Raw genomic sequence first — 19,611 nt, forward strand, 5'->3', positions numbered from 1 at the left:
ATGTCCCCTCTGGCCAGAAGGATTAGGAAAAAAGACGGGACGCCACCAGCGGCGCCCCGCCTCAGGAGGATCAGAATTTCGCGTCCAGGCTGATGCCGATCTGGCGGAAGGACTGCGGGCCATAGATGGCGCCGATATTCTGCTCGCCCTGGTCGGTGGTGTAGGGGAAGTCGCTCTGCATCAGCGAAGGCTCATGCACGTTGAACAGGTTGCGACCGAAGATCGCGACGCTGTAGCGATCATCATCGGTGCGCAGGCCGATGCGGCCGCCGACCAGCCAGTGCGAACGGAAGGTGGTTTCGTCGTTCGAATTGGCTTCGTAGCGCACCTTTGACTTCCACACCGTGTCCGCTGCCAGGAAGCCCTTCAGGCGGCTCGTGACCGGCGCTTCATATTCGCCCGACAAAGTGAACTTGTACTTGGGCGCATAGGCGAGCTGGCTGCCGCCGATATTGGTGCCATCGGTGCCGATGAAGCCGCCCGGATAGGTCGCCTTGGCATAGATGAAGCCGGTGTTGAGCGACAGGCCATCGAAGACCTTGCCGAAGAAGTTGATTTCCGCGCCGCGCGACTTCACGCCGTTGATGTTGGTCTGGACGCAGGAAATGACCGCGGTGCTGTCCACCGTGCACTGCTGCGCCTGGAAATTCTTGATCTTGCTGTAGAAGACGTTGAGGTCCGCGACCCAACCGCCGAACAACGTGCTCTTGAGGCCCAGTTCATAGGCGGTCGGGATTTCCGGCTGCACGACGAAGGGCTTGGCCGGGGCCGAGGGGATGGCGATCTGCCCGCCCTTGAACCCGCGCGAGGCGGTCGCATAGACCATGGTGTCGTTGGCCAGGTCATATTGCGCGCCCAGGCGCCAGGAGAATTTCTGGACGTCCAGCACGGTGCGGCTGAACGGATCGGCCGGGGTGAAATAGTCGTAGCGGTCCATCGACAGCCGGTCGGTGGTGTAGCGGCCGCCGGCGATCAGCCGCAGCGCGGGCGACAGGTGGAAGGTGCCCTGGCCGAATACGGCGAGCGATTCATCCTGGATGTCGATGTCGGCGCCGGGGTTGCGCACGATCGGGATGACGAGGCCGGGGAAGGGCACGACCGACACGGCCAGCGTTTCGGGATCGCGGGTCTGCTTCTGGTTCGAATAGAAGACGCCAGCGGTATATTCCAGGAACTGGTCGGCAGGCGAGCTGACCCGCAACTCCTGGGTGAAGAGGCTCAGGCGCCGGTTGGTCGGGCCATTGGCGACCTGCAATTCCAGCGGATCGCCGCGGAACACGTTGGTCGCTGCGCCATAGCCGGTCTCGTTCGACTTGCGATAGGCGGTGATGGAGGTGAGGGTGAAGGGATCGGCCTCATAATCGACCTGCAGCGATCCGCCATAATTTTCGGTATGGCCGACATAGCTGTCGTCGCTGCAATAGTCGCGATTGCCTTCGCCCGGCGTCACGCCACAGCTGGCAAGCCGGGCGGTGATGCCGGTGGTGTCGGCCAGCAGGCCACCCAGCGCCGTGCCCGGACCGCTGGTCTTGACGAAGGTGAAGAAGTCGCCGCCATTCTCGATCCGGCTCTTGGTATAGTCGCCGATGACATTGACGGTCAGGCGATCGGTCGGCTCCCACAGGAAGCGGCCGCGAATGCCGTAGCGATCGGTATCATTATAGTCGCCGGTGCTGGCATTGCGGTTCGGCCCCTGGCGGAAATTGGCGACGCCCGACAGGCGGATCGCGGCGTTGGTGGCCAGCGGGATGTTGACCATGCCCTGCACGATCTGGTTGCCGAACTTCGACCCCAGCGTGCCGGCGTCGGACAATTCGGTGCGGACGCGGGCGGCAAAGCCGGTCGGATCAGGCGCATTGGTGGTGATGTTGATGACGCCGGCCGATGTGGTGAGGCCGAACAGCGTGCCCTGTGGCCCCTTGAGCACTTCGATCCGGCTGACGTCGAACAGGTCGGAGATATTGGCGTTGCCCTGGCTCACCTGGTCGACGACCACGCCGACCGATGCGACCGCGCCGGCCGAGAAGGTCTGGGTGCCGATGCCGCGGATCGACCCGCCGCCGCCGGTATTCTGACCCGGCGCCTGCTGGATTTCCAGGCTCGGCGCGATGCGGTTGAGGTCGTTCATCGTGTTGACCTGCTGCCGTTCCAGCTGGGCGGCATTGGCCACGGTGATGGAGATCGGCACCTCGGTCACCTTCTCCGCCTTGCGCTGGGCGGTGACGATGATGTCCGAATTGTCCGCCGGCTGGGCAGCCTGTTCGGGCGCCGGCGCGTCCTGTGCGAAGGCCGGCGCGGCGATTGCGATGGCGCTCGCGCTGGCGAGGGCCGCAATGGTGATGTGGATGTTACGCATGGTCTGTCCTCCCCCGGTATGCGGGTTGATGATTGTTATTGTTCGTCGATGATGCGGTTGCTGAGCGTGCCGATGGTGCCGATGGTCACTTCGACCTTGTCGCCGGCCTTCATGTAGAGCGGCGGGGTGCGCTTATCGCCGACGCCGCCGGGCGTGCCGGTGGCGATCACGTCGCCGGGGCTCAAGGGCGTGAAGGCGGTCACATATTCGATGACCGTGGGGATATCCCAGATCATGTCGCTTACCGGCTGGTCCTGCACCAGTTCGCCATTGAGGCGGGTCTCGACGCGCAGCGCCTGCAGGTCTTCAATCTCGTCGGGCGTCACCAGCGCCGGGCCGAAGCCGCCGGTGCCGGGAAAGGTCTTGCCCGGCGTGAACTGGATATTGTGGCGCTGCCAGTCGCGCGCGCTGCCGTCGTTGAAGGCGGCATAGCCCGCCACATAGTCCCAGGCATCGGCGGCCGCGACCTTGTGCGCGGGCTTGCCGATCACCAGCGCCAGTTCGCCCTCATAGTCGAAGCGTTCGGTCACGGCCGGCTTCACCATCGGCTGGCCGTCGGCGATCAGGCTGTCCGCATAGCGCACGAAGATCGCCGGATGCGCCTTCTGCTCGCGGCCGGTTTCCTTGACATGCTCGGCATAGTTGAGCCCGACGCACAGGAACTTGGCGGGATCGGGGATCACCGGCAGCAGCACGACATCGGCGGCGGCATAGGAGGCGCCGTCGGCCAGGCCCGACAGGCTGCCGTCGGTCAGCGCGGCCTTCAGGCTGGGCGCGACATCGGTCGCCAGCTCGACGATCGTCTCGCCCGCGATCCGGCCGAAGCTGGGGGTGCCGTCGGGACGGCGGAAACTGACATAGCGCATCAGGCTTGTTCCTCATGGGTCTGGATAAGCGGCCGGGCGTCCCAGTCGCGGCGATGGCGGAATTTCTCTTCGGCGGCGCGCAGCCCGGCGAAGTCCTTGTCGGACATGCCCCACTGGTCGATCCGGCCCTCGGGCCAGGTCCAGTCCTCCGGTGCGCCGGGCTGATAATCGTCGGCCACCTTTTCAACGGCGGTCGAAAATTCGATCACCGGGCCAAAGGGGGCGATGAAATAGGCGAAGACATTGGCGCCCGGACCATGGCGGCCGGGTCCCCAGGCGGGCACCATGTCATGGTCGCGCAACCGGCCGATGCCGCGCATCACCGCGTCCATGTCCGCCATCTCGAACGCGATATGGTTTAGGCTGGAAAAGCCGGCGCGGGCGAAGGCGGTCGAGTGATGCGAGTCATTGCAGCGCACGAACACCATGCCCTTGGTCCGGTCCGACACGCGAAAGCCCAGCGCCTGCTCGACCAGATGGCCGGTTGCCTCCGCGTCGGCGCTGTTGAAGACGACATGGGTCAGCTTCACCGGCAGGTCGGCGCCCTCGATCGGCGCGACTTCCTCGGCATCGACCAGGAAGCGCAGCAATTCGCCCTCGGCCAGTTCGACGATAATGCCATGGCCGCCGCCCAAATCTTCCGACACGGTCGGTGTCGCCAGCAGGCCGGCGGCGGTGACGCTGCGCTTCAGCTGCTCCAGCCGGTCGGCGGTGCAGACGAAGGTCGTCGAGCGGACATAGGCGTCGGCCGATTCCGTCAGCGCCACCAGATAGGGATAGCTGCCCGACCCGCGCAGATAATGGGTTTCGCCCTGTTGGGCTGCTGACGCCATGCCCCAGATGTCGGTCAGGAAGGCGGCGGCCTCACCCGCATGGGGCAGCGCCAGTTCGATGCTGCGCAGCTTCATTTTCTGTCTCCGTGGAAGAGGCCGGCGGCGTCAATGCCGGCGATGGCGCAGGCCTCGTCGCATTCGCCGGTGTCGCCGCTGATGCCGACCGCGCCGACCAGCGCACCGTCCGCATCACGGATCAGCACGCCGCCCGGCGAAAAGGCCATCTGGCCGGTGGCCGCCGCGATGCTCTGGAAAAAGACAGGGTTGGACGCGGCGCGAGTGGCCAGCACCCGCGTATCCGCGCCCATCCCCAGCGCACCCGAGGCTTTGGCCTTCGCGATGTCGAAACGGAACAGGCTGGCGCCATCCTCGCGCGCGAAGGCGACCGGATGGGCGCCGGCGTCGAGCACGACGACGGCCAGCGGTTGGGCGCCGTCGGCGCGTGCCTTGGCGAGTGCGGCGTCGATGATGGCACGGGCCTGCGCGAGCGAGAGGGTCATGCGGCGATCTCCTGCGGGGTGGTGCCGGCGATCAGCGCGTCCCGCCGGGCGATCAGTTCTGCGGGGGCGCCAGTGCCGAAGACATAATGGTCGGGGCGGACCAGCACCGCCTCGACGCCGCGCGCATCGAGCCAGTCGGCGATATGGCCGTCATCGCCCAGCTCCGCGACATCGATCACGGTCACGTCACCGCCGACAACCGACTGGCGGGTGAACAGGCGCCAGCCATCGCCGGTCACATCGTCCAGCAGCCGGTCGCCGACGCGCGGCTGGATGAAGCGCTCGCCCGCACCCGCCGTGCCGCTGGCGATGATGCCGGTGGCGATGGCGGGGATCAGGTCGGCGGCGGTGCCACTCTGGGTGCCCTTGGCGGCTTCGCGCAATTGATGGTCGCGCGCGGCGGCGGCGTCGGGATCGAGCACGCAGATATAGCGGCCCGCGCCCACGGCGGCGGAGATGACGGCGCGGACATGGGGATCGCGTTCGGGCTGATAGCTGTCGAGCAGGCTCTCGGGCGCCTTGCCCGCCAGCACCAGTTCCAGCTTCCACGCCAGGTTCGCGGCGTCGCGCAGGCCATGGCACATGCCCTGGCCGAAAAAGGGCGGCGTCTGGTGCGCGGCATCGCCGGCCAGGAAGACGCCGCCCTGCCGCCACCGCTCGGCGATCAGTCCATGGAAACGATAGGTAGCCGCGCGCACCACCTGGTGCGGCACGCCGTCAAGATAGGGGGCGACCAGCGCGGCCACGGCATCGGGCTGCATCATCGCCTGGTCGTCTTCGCCGGGCAGCAGCATGAATTCCCAGCGGCGATGATTGCCGCGCCCCGGCACGATGGTGGCCGGGCGCTTGGGGTCGCACATCATCACCGACAATTTCTGCAGGTCGGCGGCGTCGGGCACGCCCCACAGGTCGGGGAAGCGGACCGGGCCATCGACCTCGGCATCGACCACCAGCCAGGGTTCCTCGAAGTCCAGATCATCCAGGCTGATGTCGAGCGCCTTGCGCACCGCGCTGCGCGCGCCGTCGCAGGCGATGACATAGCGGGCACGCACCTGTTCCTCGCCGGCGTCCGACCGCAGCGTCAGCGTGACGCCGTCCTTGTCTTGCGCCAGTGCCTCGAACGCGGTGCCCAGCGACAGCTCGACATTGGGATAGACGTCCAGCGCATCGCGCAGATGGTCTTCCAGTTCGGGCTGGTAGAAGAAATAGTCGTTGGACCAGCTATAGGGGCGGGGGCGGCCGACCGTGCCCATGTAGCGGATCACGCCATGATCGGCGCCGACATGCAGATGCCCCTCGGTATCGCGCATGTCCGGGGCGACCCGGTCGATGACGCCGGCCGACTGGAACAGGCGCATCATCTCATGGTCCAGATGGACCGCGCGGGGCAGGGGATAGGGGTTGGCCTCGCGCTCGATCACCAGGACCGAGACGCCCGCTTTCCCAAGTAAATTGGCCGCAAAGGCCCCCACCGGCCCGCAGCCGATGATCGCAACGTCGAACATGAAAGCGTCTTTCCGGTCAGACCGTCAGGGGCTCGGGCACGGGGGATTTGTGCATCCGCCCGCCCAGCATGATCATCTTGATATTGGCCGCATCCTGCAGCAGGCGGACGTCCGTCGTCGGATCGCCTTCGACCAGCAGCAGGTCGGCAAGATAGCCCGGCTTCACCTGGCCCACGGGCTGGTCCATCAACTCGCCGCCCAGCATGGTGGCGGCATGCAGCGCCTCGGCCGGGGTGAAGCCATAATAAGTGACGAAATGCTCCAGGTCGCGGGCATTGCGGCCATGGGGATTGAAGGGGAAGCCATAGTCGCCGCCGGGCAGGACGCGCACGCCGCGCGCCTTCAATTTGGGCACCAGCGTCTTTTCCAGTTCCAGCCGCTCGGCCGCGCTCGCCTTCATCGAGCTCATGTCGATATGGGGCGGCGGATTGGCCTCCAGCGCGGCGACCGATACGCCGGGGCCGGGGGCGTAGAAGATGGCGTCCTTCTTCGCCGCCATGGCGTCGACCGCCGCGTCATCGGCGAAGGAGCAATGATAGAGGATGCGGGCGCCGGCTTCGAGCGCCAGATTGATGGCGCGCGGGCTATAGGCATGGGTGGCGATCCACAGGCCCGCGTCCTTGGCCGCCTCGCCGGCCGCGATCATTTCCGCGTCGGTATAGAGAATGTCCTGCGAGGATCCGGGCTTGAGCGCATCTTCGCCCGAAATCACCAGCTTGAGCGACTTGACGCCCTCCGCCGCGCAATAGGCGACGAAGGCGCGCATCGCTTCGGGCCCCCGCCCGTTGAACACATCGCCGGTTTCGACCCCTTCCTCGCCTTCCGGGCTGCGCTCCAGCGTGGAGGGCACCAGGCGCGGGCCGGGGGTTTCGCCGGCCGCGATGGCGCGGGCCAATTCCGGTTCGATCTGGTCGCCCAGCGCGCCGGCCGAATAGAGGCTGGTATAGCCATGGTCGAGCAGCACGCGGGCATTGCGCCAGGCGGCGACCTTCAGCTCCTCGGGCGGCAGGATGAACTGATGATAGATTTTCTCGACCGAGCTGCCCCAGGTCAGATGGGTATGGGCGTCGACCATGCCGGGCATCAGCGTCGCGCCTTGACCGTCGATCACCGTGTCGGCCTGTGCCTCGTCGATCGCGGCTTCGTCACGCAGGATGTCGGCGATGCGATCGCCCTCGATCATGACCGCGCCGGGGAAGGGCGCACTGCCGGTCCCGTCGAAAATCGCAATATTGCGGATCAGCTGCCGCACGAGGGCTCTCCCTTGGTCTCTTGTTGAATGCCCTTATGCGCCGAATTTATACGCAAGAATAATAATGATTTTTGGGAACGTCATAGCTTGGAGCTATGGATCATGATGTCCAGCAGCGCCTCGCCCAGCCGCGACAGGCGCGCATCCTTCAGCTTGCGGATGCCGATGCTGCGCTGGAAGGTCGCTTCGCGAATGGCGATCGCGCGCAGCACGCCGATCGACAGTTCGGCCGCCGCCACCTTCATTGGCAGGATGGTCAGCCGGCTGCTGTTCCGCACCATCGCCTTGGTCGTCAGCAGGGAGTCGCACCGGATCACGTCCTGCGGCACCGGCACGCCCGCCGCCATGAACAGGGCGTCGATCTGCCGGCGAAAGGCGCCCCGCGCCTCCGGCAGCACCCAGCGCTTGGCCATCATGTCGCGCAGCGACACCTCGGCCGGCAGATGGTCGTTGCGGCGGCCGACCACCAGCGCGAACGGATCCTGCGCAAAGGTGATTTCCTCGATCCCCTCGGGCGGCTCCTCCAGCCCCGTGGTGACGAAGGCCAACTCGATCTCGCCCCGGTGCAGCATGTCGGCCAGGTCATGGTCGGGCCGTTCCACCGCATGCAGCGCGAAATGGCCCATCTTGTCCTCCAGCCGGCGCACCGCGTCGGGCAGCAGGCTGACCAGCGCACCCGGCGTGCCGCCGACGCGGAGCGGGCCGGTCACGCCCGCGCGCGCCAGCCGCAATTCCTCCTCCGCGCCGCTGATCAGGCTGTCGACCGCCTCCGCCCGGCGCAGCAGCACTTCGCCCTCCGGGGTCAGGCTGATGCCGCTGCGCGACCGGGCAAACAGGGCCGCGCCGACCGACTGTTCCAGTTGCGCGATCGCATTGGAGACCGATGGCTGGGAGATGTTGAGCAGCCGCGCGCCGCCGCTGATCGAATTGGCACGGCAGACGGCGAGGAAGGTGCGAAGCGCGCGGGGATCGATCATCGGCCTAGATAGCCCGACCATCGCCGCGCACAACAAGACAATCTAGCCGTCGGTGCCGCTCGCCTCCCGCACCAGGGCGATCAGGGCAGCGGGGCTGCTGGCGCCGGTCTTGGCGACGATCGCGGCGCGATGATCCTCGATCGTCTTGGGGCTGAGCGACAGGGCGGCGGCGACCATCTTGTTGCTCATCCCCTGGGCCAGGCAGTGCAGCACCTCGCGCTCGCGCGGGGTCAGCGGCGCCAGCCGGGCCAGCGCTCCGCGTCGCTGCCGGCTCCAGCGTGCGCCCTCCGCCACGGCGCCCAGCAGCCGGCCCTCGTCGATCGGCTTTTCCAGATAGTCGAGCCCGCCATAGCGGCGCACCGAATCCACCGCGCTGCTGGTGGTCGGCCAGGCGGTCATGAAGATGATCGCCACCGCCGGATCCTGCGCCCGCATCCGCTCGGCAAAGGCAAAGCCGTCCATGTCCGCCATCATCACGTCGGTGACCAGGCAATGGGCCGGCTCGTCGGCCTGGGCGCGCAGCATCGCGCGGGGCGTGTCGAACGCCTGGGTGCGATAGCCATGCCGGCCCAGCAGCCGCGCTACCGCCCGGCCCAGATCATGATCGTCATCGACCACATGGATGATGGCGGGATCGGCCGGGTCAGTCATGGCTGGGCTCCGTGCGGGGCAGGGACAGGCTGGCGCGCGCGCGGCCCTGCGCGATGTCGCGGGTCAGCGTGCCGCCATGGGCGTCGGCGATGGCGCGCGCCACCAGCAGGCCGATGCCCATGCCGCCATAGTCGGGGGTGGGGGAAGGGACCGGGTTGGCGACATGGATCGTCACCTGATCGGCCCGGCTTTCCACGGCGATCTCGATGGTCGATCCGGGCGCCGCCAGCATCGCGTTGCGCAGCAGGTTGAGCAATATCTGGGTCAGTTCGATCTCATGCCCGGTGACCTGCAACCGTGCATCCATCGGCGGCAGGCTGATGGCGCAGCCCAGGCTGCGCGCCTCGCCGCCGACCATGCCGGCACAGTCGCGCAGCATCTGGCCGACGATGATCGGCGATGGTTCGTCGACCGCGCGCCCGCCAAAGCTGCGCAGCCGTCGCACCATGTCGGCCAGCAAAGCCGCCTTGCGATCGACCAGTTCGATGCTCTCGCGCATCTCCGCCAGGTCGGGCTGCGGATCGCGCGACAGAGCGGACAGATGCCGGGTCTCGATCGCCAGCGTCGACAGCGGCTGGCTGATCTCGTGAATGATTGCCACCGACATGGCGCGCAGCGTCTTGAGCCGTTCGGCCTGGAACAGGATGCGGTCGCGCCGGGCGATATCCTCGCGGGCGCGGATCTGCGCCTCGGCAAAGCTGCCGGCCAGATAGGTGGCGATCGCCATGGCGGCGAGGCCCATGTGCAGCGCGAAGCGGGTGGCGCTGGCCGACAATGGTGCCGACCAGGGCAGGATGATCGCGGCCGACAGGATGATCGCGATCCAGGCACCCAGCCGGCCGCAGCGCAGCCCCACCCAGATCGCGCCGATCAGCACCGGCGTGACCGCGATCTGGGGTTCGACCCGCGCCAGCCCCCAGGCGAGCAGCCAGGCAAAGACGAAGACGGCGGCCGCCTCGACCGCGCGCCCGCGCCCGATCTGCATCAGCCGCCGCGCCTCTTCATTGCGCGTGCCGATCCACAGCAGGGGCGGCGCGACCAGCAGCACGCCCAGCAGGTCGCCGACCAGGAAGGCGGCGATGGTGGTGGCGACCGGCTGGCTGGGCAGGGTGCCGGACACGCCGGGCCACAGCCATTCCCAGAAGCCCGCGGTGAAGGACACCAGCGTCGGCGCCAGCACCGCGGCCAGGCCGAAGGGCATCGGCGCGATCGCCAGTTCCGACCGGCTGCGCCGCTCGATGAAGCGCACCAGCGCGATCATCAGGCCATAGGCGGCGGGCGCGCGCGCCACCCCGCCCAGTTGGTTGAGAAATTCGGGACCGCCCCACACGATCGTGCCGGTCAGCAACTGGATCACGCATTCCTCGACGATCAGGACCGGCGTGAAGCGCGCGCCGATCCGCCACAGCAGCGCCAGCCGCACGCCGGCGGCGGGATACCAGAGGCTGAAGAAATGGGCGCCGCCCCACGGGCTGGCCGCCATATGCGCCAGCTTGAACGCGAAGGGATAGGCCAGCAGCAGCGCCACCAGCCGCCAGTCGATGGCGCGCGCCTCCAGGCGAAAAGGGCGCGGCCGGGCGCTCATGGGGGACAGGGTGGCCATGGCCCTGTCCTAGCCCGGATCACCCGCCTGCCAAGCCGGGAAATTCCCTGCCGTTTCAATCTTATCCGGGAATTAACCGGATAGGCCGGGCGCTGTGGCGCGGCCATCACGGGGACGACCGTTTGGGGGCAACGCCTTTCGGTTGCCGGGCGGCGCTTTGCGACCCGCGTCGCCCGGTCCCACAGACGCCGGCATCTTCCTGCCTGGCATGGATGGAGGACATCCCATGAGCGTGATCGGAACCAACAGCGCGGCGCTGCGCGCGCAGCGGGCGATCGAGGCGGCCACCAAGGCCCAGGGCCAGGCAAGCGAGAAATTGTCGACCGGCAAGCGGATCAATTCGGCCAAGGATGATGCGGCCGGCATGGCCATCGCCCAGACCATGACCAGCCAGCTGCGCGGCATGGAAGTGGCCAAGCGCAACGCGGCCGACGCCATATCGCTGACCCAGACGGCCGAGGGCATATTGGGCGAGGTCCAGAACAGCCTGCAGCGGATGCGCGAACTGACGCTCCAGGCGGCCAATGGCGTCAACCGGCCGGAGGATCGCGCCGCGCTCCAGACCGAAATGGACCAGACCGTCGCCCAGATCAACGCGCTGCTGCAGAATAGCGAGTTCAACGGCGTGAACCTGTTTTCTAACACGGCGCAAGGGACGGCCGCCCGCGATTATAATGCGGATGGCGATCTGCTCGATTACGACGGCTATGGATATTATCGCGATGAACTCATGCACAGCGCCGGCAGTACTGTCATCAATGTGCAGGCGGGCGCCAATGCGACGGACAATGTCGCCATCACCCTGCCGACCCTGCGCAGCAACAGCGACGATTTCACCCTGCTGGGCACCGACCTTGCAGTGAACGGCACGATGCGCTTCGTAGGGATCAGCAATATCGATTTGACCCTGGACTATGATGTCGGCGTGGCCGCCGTCCATCGCACCAATGATCTGGGCAGCACCGGCTGGATGGACCCGGAAGGCTATGTCGCCTTCACCGATTCCGACTATAAATCCTACGCCCAGATCGGCGTGACCGCGCAGCAGGGGCTGGCGGTGATCGACGCGGCGCTGGCGCAGATATCGACCGCCCGCGTCAATCTGGGTGCGGCGCAGAGCCGGCTGGAATCCATCTCCAGCCAGCTCGACACCAATATCGTCAACCTCACCGACGCCCGCTCGCGGATCGAGGATGCGGACTTCTCCACCGAATCCACCGCCCTCGCCAAGAGTCAGATCCTGTCGCAGGCGGCGACCGCGATGCTCGCCCAGGCCAATGCCCGGCAACAGGATGTGCTGAAACTGCTCGAATGATCCGCGCGGCCGGGCTAGGACCGCTGCGGACATTCAGCGGGAGAGGCGGAGATGATCAAGCGGGCCATGGCGCTTTGCCTGCTGCTGGGCAGCGCAGCGGCGGCACAGGCGGGCGATCCGCCCCGGTTCGATGTCGCGATCACGGTCGATGATCTGCCCGCCCATGGCCAGTTGCCGCCCGGCACCACCCGCGCCGATATCGCCCGCCGCTTCCTGGCGACGCTGAAGGCGCATCATGTCGCGGAGGCCTATGGTTTCGTCAATGCACGCGGGCTGGCGGAGGATCCGGCGTCGGACGCGGTGCTGACGCTCTGGCGCAAGGCCGGCTATCCGCTCGCCAACCACAGCTACAGCCATTTGAATCTCGACGGGGCGCCCTCGCTCGACGCCTGGCAGGCGGACGTGATCGCGGGCGAGCCGGCGCTGGAACGGCATATGGGGAAAGGGGACTGGCACTGGCTGCGCTTCCCCAACCTGTCGAGCGGCAAGGACGCGACCCGCCATGACGGCGCTGCCGCCTTCCTGAAGCAGCGCGGCTATCGCATCGCCAGCGTCAGCCTCGCTTTCGAGGACTGGGATTATAGCGATGCCTATGCCCGCTGCCGCGCGCAGGGCGACGATCGCATGATCGCGGCGATGAAGCGTCACTATCTGGCCGTGGTCGATCAGGCGATCGCGCGGGCAAAGGCCAATGCCCAGCGCGTCCATGGCCGCCCGATCCCGCATGTGCTGCTGCTCCATGTCGGCGCCTGGACCGCCGACACCCTGCCCGATGTCATGGCCCGGCTCGATGCCGCCGGCGCGCGCTATATTCCGCTGGCACAGGCGGAGGCCGACCCGGCCTATGCCCAGGCCGAAGCCCTGCCGGGCGGCGGCGGCATCATCGAACGGGTGGCGCAGGCGCAGGGCATCGCTCTCCCCGCCGATAGCGCGCCTGCATCCGAAATCGACCTGCGCCAGGCCTGCCGCGCGCCCGGCTGAGGCGACTTCACCTTGCATTCAGCGCGCGACCGATAGAATGGCGCGCAATATGATCATGGGTAAAAGCCGGCATGGCCGGGCGCTGACAATCTTCCTGCCTTTCCTGGTCCTGACCGCGGGTGCGACATCCGCGGCGCAGGCGACGACCTATTATGTCAACAGCGCCACCGGCAATGATCGCGCCGCCGGCACCACCGCCGACCAGCCCTGGCGCAGCCTGGCGCGGGTGCGCGACTATCCGCTGATGCCGGGTGATCAGGTGCTGCTGATGGCCGGATCGCGCTGGCAGGAGCCGCTCACCATCACCCGCTCGGGCCGCTCCGGCGCGCCGATCAGCGTCGCCGCCTTCGGCGCTGGCGCACGGCCGCGCATCGACGCCGGCGGCGTCTCGCCCCATGGCGTGGGCGTCATCAACGCCGAATATGTCAGCGTCAGCGGGCTGGAAGTCACCAACGACAATTCCGCCCCGGCCCAGCGTTTCGGCGTGCTGGTCTCCGCGGTCGACCGGGGCGTGACGCGCGGCATCCGCATCAGCGACATGTATATCCACGACGTGCGCGGCGTGAATGATCGCAAGGATAATGGCGGCATCGTCTTCAGCGCGACCGGCAAGAAGCTGCCGACCCGCTTTCAGGATCTGGTGATCGAACGCAATATCGTCTGGAAGGTCGACCGGTCCGGCATTGCCGGCATCGCCGACCGGATCAGCGCCAAGGACTGGTTCCCCAGCGAAAAGATCGTGATCCGCGACAATCTGGTCGAGGATATCGGCGGCGACGGCATCGTCCCGCGCGGCACCGACGGCGCCCTGATCGAACATAATATCGTGCGCTATGCCGGTGCCCGAGCACCCGGCTATAATGCCGGCATCTGGCAGTGGAGCACCGACAACAGTCTGATCCAGCTCAACGAGGCCGCCTATACCCGCACCCGCTATGACGGGCAGGGCTTTGACAGCGACTTCAATTCGCGTCGCACGACATTGCTCTACAATTACAGCCACGACAATGCCGGCGGCTTCCTGCTGATCTGTTCGCCCGGCCGCAACGACAAGGATAATCTGGGCAATCGCGGCACCGTCGCGCGCTACAATGTCAGCCGCAACGACGCGCTGCGCATCTTCCAGCTCGCCGGCAATGTCTCCGACGTGCTGGTGGAAAAGAATGTGATCCATGTCGGCAAGGGCATGGATGTGCAGATGGTGGTGGCGACCAACTGGGATGGCTGGGCACAGGATGTCCGCATCGTCGAAAATGACTTCAAGGTCGCCGGCACCGCCCGCTATGGCAGCGAAAGCGGCCGGTCAGGCCCCGATTACCTGATCAAGGCGGGCTTCGCCCCGGCCCAATTTATCCGCTTCCGCGACAATCGCTACTGGGGCAGCCATGTCGACCTGCCGGCCGAGGCGGCGGGCGACGTGATCCCGCCCTATCTCGATCAGCCCGCCGACTGGCAGGTGCCGGTGTTCGACCCGGCCAGGGCAGAGGGTTTCCCCGAATTCATGGCCCGGCACCGCGCCTGGATGTTGGCCATGCTGCAACGCGAACTGGGCCAGGCGGTGCAGCCGCGCCAGCCGCGCCGCATCTCCATCTTCGAAGCGCGCCGCTGACCGGCGGCGCGGGCGGCATGTACCGCCCGCGCCCGGCCGTCACCCGCCCGTTACAGGGTGAGCGAGATGCGCCCGTCCACCTTGCCGGCGCGCAATTCGTCCAGCACGGCGTTCACATCATCGAACGGCCGGGGCGTGACATGCGCCTTCACCTTGCCCTCGACCGCGAAGGCGATCGCTTCGGCCAGGTCGCGCCGCGTGCCGACGATCGATCCGCGCACGGTCACGCGCTTGAGCACCACGTCGAAGATCGGCGTCGGGAAATCGCCCGGCGGCAGGCCGACCAGGCTGACCGTCGCGCGCCGGCGGGTACAGGCGATCGCCTGGGCAAAGGCGGGGGGCGACACCGCCGTCACCAGCACGCCATGGGCGCCGCCGCCGGTCGCATTTTGCACTTCCGCCACGACATTGTCGGCCCGCGCATCCAGCGCCAGGTCCGCGCCCAACGACCGGGCCAGCTCCAGCTTGCTCTCGCCAATGTCCAGCGCCACGACATGCAGGCCCATCGCCTTGGCATATTGCACGGCGACATGCCCCAGCCCGCCGACGCCGGAAATGGTCACCCATTCGCCCGGCTTCGCCTCGGTTTCCTTCAGCCCCTTGTAGACGGTGACGCCCGCGCACAGGATCGGCGCCATCGTCACGAAATCGACACTGTCGGGCAGGCGGCCGGCAAAGGGCGCGCTGGCGATCGCATATTCGGCATAGGTGCCGTTGACGCTGTAGCCGGTATTATGCTGCCGCTCGCACAGCGTTTCCCAGCCGGTCTCGCAATATTCGCAGGCGCGGCAGGCGTCGTGCAGCCAGGGGATGCCGACGGCGTCGCCTTCCTTCAGGTTGGTGACACCCGCGCCCAGCGCCACGACATGGCCCACGCCCTCATGGCCGGGGATCAGCGGCAGGGTCGGCTTCACCGGCCAGTCGCCATCGATCGCGTGCAGATCGGTATGGCACACGCCACTGGCGACGATCTTCACCAGAACCTCGCCGGGGCCCGGCTCGGGTATCGCTATCTCCTCGATCGTCAGCGGTGCCTTGAACGTTCTGGCAATCGCGGCTCGCATGGTCGTCGGCATGATTTCCTCCTTCTTCTGCGGCTGTTGGACTGTGGATAATGGCGGTCAGATATCCTCGAACCAGGCGAGCCGATGGGCGGCCAGCTTTTCGAGTTCCAGCACGGCGAACATCGCCGCGCCCAGGCCGATGATCATCAGCCCGTCGGTCAGCGACAGCGGCCGGCTGTCGAAAATGTCGTGCATGAACGGCGCATAGGTGAAGAGCAGCTGGGCGATCACCACCGCTGCGATCGCCGCCAGCACGATCGGCGTGCCCATCGCACCGCGCAGCGTCAGCGATCGCATGTGCAGGAAGCGCACATTGAACAGATAGAATATCTCGCCCACGATCAGCATGTTGACCACCATGGTCCGGGCGGTGTCGATGTCGTGGCCGACATGCTGGGCATAGAAGAATATCCCCAGCGCCATCGCCCCCATCAGCACCGATACCAGCATGATGCGCCACAGCAGGAAGGGGGAAAGCAGCGGCGCGCCGGCGGCACGGGGGCGCCGCTCCATCGTCCCCGGCTCGGTCGGCTCGAACGCCAGCACCAAGCCCAGCGTCACCGTCAGCACCAGGTTGATCCACAATATCTGCGTCGCCGTCATCGGCAGGGCAAAGCCGGCAATGATCGCGATCACCACCGCCAGCGTCTCGCCGCCATTGGTCGGCAAGGTCCAGCTGATGACCTTGCGGATATTGTCATAGACGGTGCGCCCTTCGCGCACGGCCGCCACGATCGACGCGAAATTATCGTCCAGCAGCACCATCTCGGCTGCTTCCTTGGCGGCCTCCGTGCCCTTGATCCCCATCGCCGTGCCGACATCGGCCTGCTTCAGCGACGGCGCGTCGTTGACGCCGTCGCCGGTCATGGCGACAACCAGCCCATGCGACTGGAGCGCGCGGACGATGCGCAGCTTGTGCTCGGGGGAGGAGCGGGCGAACACATCGACATCGCGCACCCGCGCCGCCAGCGCAGCATCGTCCAGCGCCTCGACCTCGGCGCCGCTCATCGCCTGGGGATCATCGTCCAGCGCCAGTTGCCGGGCGATGGCGATGGCGGTGCCGACATGGTCGCCGGTGATCATCTTGACCGCGATGCCGGCCGACCGGCACTGAGCGATCGCCTGCCGCGCCTCGTCGCGTGGCGGATCGATGAAGCCCATCAGCCCCAGCAACTCGACCCCGCTCTTCAGATCGTCGAAGCCGATCCGATCGGGCGCTCCGGCGATCCGCTTGACGGCAAAGCCCAGCAGGCGTTCGCCCCGGTCGGCGGCGGTCGACAGCCGCGCGTCCCAGGCGACGGCATCCGCGCCGGTCATCGTCAGCACCGCTTCGGGCGCGCCCTTGATGAAGATGGCGCTGCTGCCATCGGGCGCGCGATGCAGCGTCGCCATGAAGCGATAGGCGGCGTCGAACGGGATTTCGTCGATCCGCGGCCACTCGTCGCGCACATGGTCGGCGCTCAGCCCCGCCTTCATCGCCAGCGCGACCAATGCCCCCTCCATCGGGTCGCCCTGCACGGTCCAGCCGTCATCCGCTTGGCGCAGCAAAGCGTCATTGCACAGCAGCCCGCAGCGCAGGATTGGCGCGGCATCAGCCAGCGCCGCGGCATCATCGCCGCCCTCGGCCACGCTGATGGCGCCCGTCGGCGCATAGCCCGATCCGCTGACATGCAGGTCGCCGCCCGGCAGCAACAGGTGGCGCACCGTCATCTCGTTGCGCGTCAGCGTGCCGGTCTTGTCGGTGCAGATCACCGATGTGGCACCCAGCGTTTCGACCGCCGGCAGGCGCCGGATCACCGCCTGGCGCGCGGCCATGCGCTGCACGCCGATGGCCAGCGTGATAGTGATGACGGCGGGCAGCCCTTCCGGCACCACGCCGACCGACAGGGCGACGATGGCGATCAGCGCATCGATCCAGTGGAAGCCGCGCGCCAGCACCGCGAACAGGAACAGGACGACCGCGCCGGCCAGCACCGACCAGGTCATCAGCCGGGCGAAATCGTCGATCTGCCGCACCAGCGGCGTCTTGCCGACTTCGACCGCCTTCAGCATGCCGCTGATCCGGCCGATCTGGGTATGGATGCCGGTCTCGACCACCAGCCCGGTCGCCTGGCCGGCGGCCACCAGCGTGCCGGAAAAGGCCATGTTGTTCTGGTCGGCGATGCCGGCGTCGGCGGCGATCAGCGTCTGATGCTTTTCCGCCGCGACCGATTCGCCGGTCAGCGCCGCCTCGTCGATCAGCAGGCCGCGAGCGCGCAGCAGCCGGATATCGGCCGGCACCCGGTCGCCCGCTTCCAGCAGCACGATGTCACCCGGCACCAGTTCCGGCACCGCCACGACGCGCCGTTCGCCGCTGCGCAGCACCATGGCATGCGGCGCGATCATGTCCTGGATCGCGCCCAGCGCTTCTTCGGCCTTGCCTTCCTGGATGAAGCCGACGACCGCATTCACCAGCACCACGGCCAGGATCACGGCGGCATCGATGCCGTGATTCAGCAGCAGCGCGACCAGCGCCGCACCCAGCAGGAAATAGATCAGCACGCTGTTGAAATGGGCCAGGAAACGCAGCAGCGGATGCTGGCGCGGCGCTTCGGGCAGGGCGTTGGGGCCATAGCGCCGCAGCCGGGCCTCGGCGTCGCGCTGGTCCAGCCCGGTCGCTTCGACGGACAGCGTTGCCAGCGCCTCTTCGGGCGGCAGCGCATGCCAGGCAACGGGCGGGGCAGAGGACATCGGCTTCCCTTTCAGTCGCGTCGAGCGGCCGGGGGCAAGCCACCCGGCGGTCAGCGCACCAGCGCGAAGCCGATCCGCAATCTTGTTATGGAACGATTATAGTCCAACAGGTTCTCGCCATATCCGGCAAATCCCTGAGCGAACAAATAGAGATCGGGGCCGCCGCCCAGCAGACGCGGCAGCGGATAGGACAGGTCGGCGTTGATCGCGCCCTTGCCCGATCCGAAATTGAACCGGCTGTTGGTCGACAGGCGCAGCCCGTCATCATCGCCGACCTGCAGGAACAGGCCGGCATGGCCGCGATAGCGGACGATATCGGGATTGTCGGACTTGTCGCCGACATAGAAGGTCAGGCGCGGCGCCACCAGCAGCCGCCGTTCCTCGCCCAGCGAGAAGGCCGCCATCGGCGCGACATAGAAGCTGTTGATGCTGCGCGACGCATCGCCGTCCCGGCCGTTGGATTCGTGCCGAAGCCCGCCCTGCAGCGCCAGCGACATGCCGTTTTTCAGCATCCGGGTCGGCGTCACATAGATGAGCTCGGGCTGATAATCGATGTTGCGGAAGGGCATGGAATTGGCGCCCAGATCCCAGAACATGCGCTGGGTATAGGCGAAATGCAGGCCGTCCCGCCAGGAACTGGGCAAATGCGCGGCATCGCGCGATCCGAACAGCCGATATTCGAAGCTCAACTGCAACCGGGCATCGGTGTTGGTGCCGGGGCCATAGACCGCATAGATCGGCTCATAGGGCGCCAGATTGCCGATGAAGGCATTGCCCGCGCTGCGATCGGCCGGCGGCGCGACCGGCGGCGGCACCGGGGTTCCGGGCGGCGGCGGCGGCGGTGGAACAGGCACCGGCGAAGCGGCCGCCATCCGCGACGCCGCCGCGCCATGCAGCGCCACCTGCGGCGAATTCCAGGCCGGGATCGACAGCAATGCCCCCTCGACCATGTCGCTCGCGGCCAGTTGATAGCGCGCCTGGGCAAAGCCACCCGGCACAATCTCCGCCGTCTCCGGCACGCCCGGTGCCCGGCGCAGCCACAACCGGCGCGTGGCGCCATCCTGTTCCACCAGCGCCTCCACCCGGTCGGGCAGCGGCATGGTGGCGGGCGCCGTGCCCATGTTGAGGAAGCGCAGTTCCACGCTCGCCATATTCTGGTCATCGGGCAGGGCGATCCGCCCTATCAGGGTTTCTACGGGTTCCCCGGCCAGGGCGCTTGTCGCAAAAGAAGGCGACAGGACAGCCAGCAGCCATGCCAGGCTCGACCAGGGGGCGGGCAAGTGTCGTGGTTGCGCGCGGCGGTTGCGGATCATCCTGCGTCCCTTGTCGCGTTGCGCCCCTCGCAACGGCGCGAGCGGTCAGGTCAGGT

At 67.2% G+C, this 19,611-nt stretch carries 15 protein-coding genes; 3 read left to right on the top strand and 12 right to left on the bottom strand.

The window, feature by feature from the left end:
• Positions 1-70: 70 nt before the first annotated feature.
• The 9 genes from AC0KVN_RS12160 to AC0KVN_RS12200 form a co-directional block, all read right to left on the bottom strand.
• On the bottom strand, positions 71-2,356 hold the full coding sequence (locus tag AC0KVN_RS12160; protein ID WP_435567086.1) for a TonB-dependent receptor: 2,286 nt from the start codon (positions 2,354-2,356) through the stop codon (positions 71-73).
• 35 nt (positions 2,357-2,391) lie between these two features.
• Positions 2,392-3,222: a fumarylacetoacetate hydrolase family protein gene (locus AC0KVN_RS12165; RefSeq protein WP_435567087.1), complete on the bottom strand. Its 831-nt coding sequence runs from the start codon at positions 3,220-3,222 to the stop codon at positions 2,392-2,394.
• Complete coding sequence (locus AC0KVN_RS12170) at positions 3,222-4,130, bottom strand: VOC family protein (RefSeq protein ID WP_435567088.1); 909 nt, start codon at positions 4,128-4,130, stop codon at positions 3,222-3,224. The genes AC0KVN_RS12165 and AC0KVN_RS12170 overlap by 1 nt, the downstream gene beginning before the upstream one ends.
• Positions 4,127-4,555, bottom strand: a complete 429-nt coding sequence (locus tag AC0KVN_RS12175) for a GlcG/HbpS family heme-binding protein (RefSeq protein WP_435567089.1) — start codon at positions 4,553-4,555, stop codon at positions 4,127-4,129. The genes AC0KVN_RS12170 and AC0KVN_RS12175 overlap by 4 nt, the downstream gene beginning before the upstream one ends.
• A complete protein-coding gene (gene mhpA / locus AC0KVN_RS12180) occupies positions 4,552-6,060 on the bottom strand; it encodes a bifunctional 3-(3-hydroxy-phenyl)propionate/3-hydroxycinnamic acid hydroxylase MhpA (RefSeq protein WP_435567090.1) in 1,509 nt (502 codons plus the stop codon). Before mhpA ends, AC0KVN_RS12175 begins: the two co-directional genes overlap by 4 nt.
• 16 nt (positions 6,061-6,076) lie before the next feature.
• Positions 6,077-7,312 carry an amidohydrolase family protein gene (locus tag AC0KVN_RS12185; RefSeq protein WP_435567091.1) on the bottom strand — a complete coding sequence of 412 codons (1,236 nt, stop codon included), beginning with the start codon at positions 7,310-7,312 and terminating at the stop codon, positions 6,077-6,079.
• 80 nt (positions 7,313-7,392) lie between these two features.
• Positions 7,393-8,289 (bottom strand): LysR family transcriptional regulator, encoded by an 897-nt coding sequence (locus tag AC0KVN_RS12190; RefSeq protein ID WP_010338918.1) that lies wholly within the window; start codon positions 8,287-8,289, stop codon positions 7,393-7,395.
• 42 nt (positions 8,290-8,331) lie between these two features.
• Positions 8,332-8,940, bottom strand: a complete 609-nt coding sequence (locus tag AC0KVN_RS12195; protein WP_270091319.1) for a response regulator transcription factor — start codon at positions 8,938-8,940, stop codon at positions 8,332-8,334.
• Positions 8,933-10,543, bottom strand: a complete 1,611-nt coding sequence (locus AC0KVN_RS12200; RefSeq protein ID WP_435567092.1) for a sensor histidine kinase — start codon at positions 10,541-10,543, stop codon at positions 8,933-8,935. Before AC0KVN_RS12200 ends, AC0KVN_RS12195 begins: the two co-directional genes overlap by 8 nt.
• Before the next feature lie 226 nt (positions 10,544-10,769).
• On the opposite strand from AC0KVN_RS12200, the gene AC0KVN_RS12205 reads away from it, so the two are divergent.
• Genes AC0KVN_RS12205 through AC0KVN_RS12215 form a run of 3 tightly spaced genes read left to right on the top strand, consistent with a single transcriptional unit; the run spans position 10,770 to position 14,448 of the window.
• Complete coding sequence (locus tag AC0KVN_RS12205) at positions 10,770-11,858, top strand: flagellin N-terminal helical domain-containing protein (RefSeq protein WP_214868675.1); 1,089 nt, start codon at positions 10,770-10,772, stop codon at positions 11,856-11,858.
• Between the two features lie 51 nt (positions 11,859-11,909).
• Positions 11,910-12,839: a polysaccharide deacetylase family protein gene (locus tag AC0KVN_RS12210; RefSeq protein WP_435567093.1), complete on the top strand. Its 930-nt coding sequence runs from the start codon at positions 11,910-11,912 to the stop codon at positions 12,837-12,839.
• A 49-nt stretch (positions 12,840-12,888) separates the two neighbouring features.
• Entirely contained in the window at positions 12,889-14,448 is a 1,560-nt protein-coding gene (locus AC0KVN_RS12215; RefSeq protein WP_435567094.1) for a right-handed parallel beta-helix repeat-containing protein, read from the top strand.
• Between the two features lie 50 nt (positions 14,449-14,498).
• On the opposite strand, the gene AC0KVN_RS12220 is transcribed toward AC0KVN_RS12215, so the two are convergent.
• Genes AC0KVN_RS12220 through AC0KVN_RS12230 form a run of 3 tightly spaced genes read right to left on the bottom strand, consistent with a single transcriptional unit; the run spans position 14,499 to position 19,555 of the window.
• The gene (locus AC0KVN_RS12220; protein WP_435567095.1) at positions 14,499-15,524 is read right to left on the bottom strand and encodes a zinc-dependent alcohol dehydrogenase; all 1,026 of its coding nucleotides are present in this window, start codon (positions 15,522-15,524) and stop codon (positions 14,499-14,501) included.
• Between the two features lie 45 nt (positions 15,525-15,569).
• Complete coding sequence (locus tag AC0KVN_RS12225; RefSeq protein ID WP_435567096.1) at positions 15,570-18,242, bottom strand: HAD-IC family P-type ATPase; 2,673 nt, start codon at positions 18,240-18,242, stop codon at positions 15,570-15,572.
• Between the two features lie 50 nt (positions 18,243-18,292).
• A complete protein-coding gene (locus tag AC0KVN_RS12230) occupies positions 18,293-19,555 on the bottom strand; it encodes a phospholipase A (protein ID WP_435567097.1) in 1,263 nt (420 codons plus the stop codon).
• Between the last annotated feature and the right edge of the window lie 56 nt (positions 19,556-19,611).

The sequence above is a fragment of the Sphingobium sp. SG1 genome (assembly GCF_057063145.1).

Bases quoted from the DNA above. Each gene is read 5' to 3' on its own strand.
- AC0KVN_RS12205 (WP_214868675.1), top strand. From the start codon at position 10,770: ATGAGCGTGATCGGAACCAACAGCGCGGCGCTGCGCGCGCAGCGGGCG.
- AC0KVN_RS12225 (WP_435567096.1), bottom strand. From the start codon at position 18,242: ATGTCCTCTGCCCCGCCCGTTGCCTGGCATGCGCTGCCGCCCGAAGAG.
- AC0KVN_RS12195 (WP_270091319.1), bottom strand. From the start codon at position 8,940: ATGACTGACCCGGCCGATCCCGCCATCATCCATGTGGTCGATGACGAT.
- mhpA (WP_435567090.1), bottom strand. From the start codon at position 6,060: ATGTTCGACGTTGCGATCATCGGCTGCGGGCCGGTGGGGGCCTTTGCG.
- AC0KVN_RS12165 (WP_435567087.1), bottom strand. From the start codon at position 3,222: ATGCGCTATGTCAGTTTCCGCCGTCCCGACGGCACCCCCAGCTTCGGC.
- AC0KVN_RS12230 (WP_435567097.1), bottom strand. From the start codon at position 19,555: ATGATCCGCAACCGCCGCGCGCAACCACGACACTTGCCCGCCCCCTGG.
- AC0KVN_RS12210 (WP_435567093.1), top strand. From the start codon at position 11,910: ATGATCAAGCGGGCCATGGCGCTTTGCCTGCTGCTGGGCAGCGCAGCG.
- AC0KVN_RS12160 (WP_435567086.1), bottom strand. From the start codon at position 2,356: ATGCGTAACATCCACATCACCATTGCGGCCCTCGCCAGCGCGAGCGCC.
- AC0KVN_RS12170 (WP_435567088.1), bottom strand. From the start codon at position 4,130: ATGAAGCTGCGCAGCATCGAACTGGCGCTGCCCCATGCGGGTGAGGCC.
- AC0KVN_RS12220 (WP_435567095.1), bottom strand. From the start codon at position 15,524: ATGCCGACGACCATGCGAGCCGCGATTGCCAGAACGTTCAAGGCACCG.
- AC0KVN_RS12200 (WP_435567092.1), bottom strand. From the start codon at position 10,543: ATGGCCACCCTGTCCCCCATGAGCGCCCGGCCGCGCCCTTTTCGCCTG.
- AC0KVN_RS12215 (WP_435567094.1), top strand. From the start codon at position 12,889: ATGATCATGGGTAAAAGCCGGCATGGCCGGGCGCTGACAATCTTCCTG.
- AC0KVN_RS12190 (WP_010338918.1), bottom strand. From the start codon at position 8,289: ATGATCGATCCCCGCGCGCTTCGCACCTTCCTCGCCGTCTGCCGTGCC.
- AC0KVN_RS12175 (WP_435567089.1), bottom strand. From the start codon at position 4,555: ATGACCCTCTCGCTCGCGCAGGCCCGTGCCATCATCGACGCCGCACTC.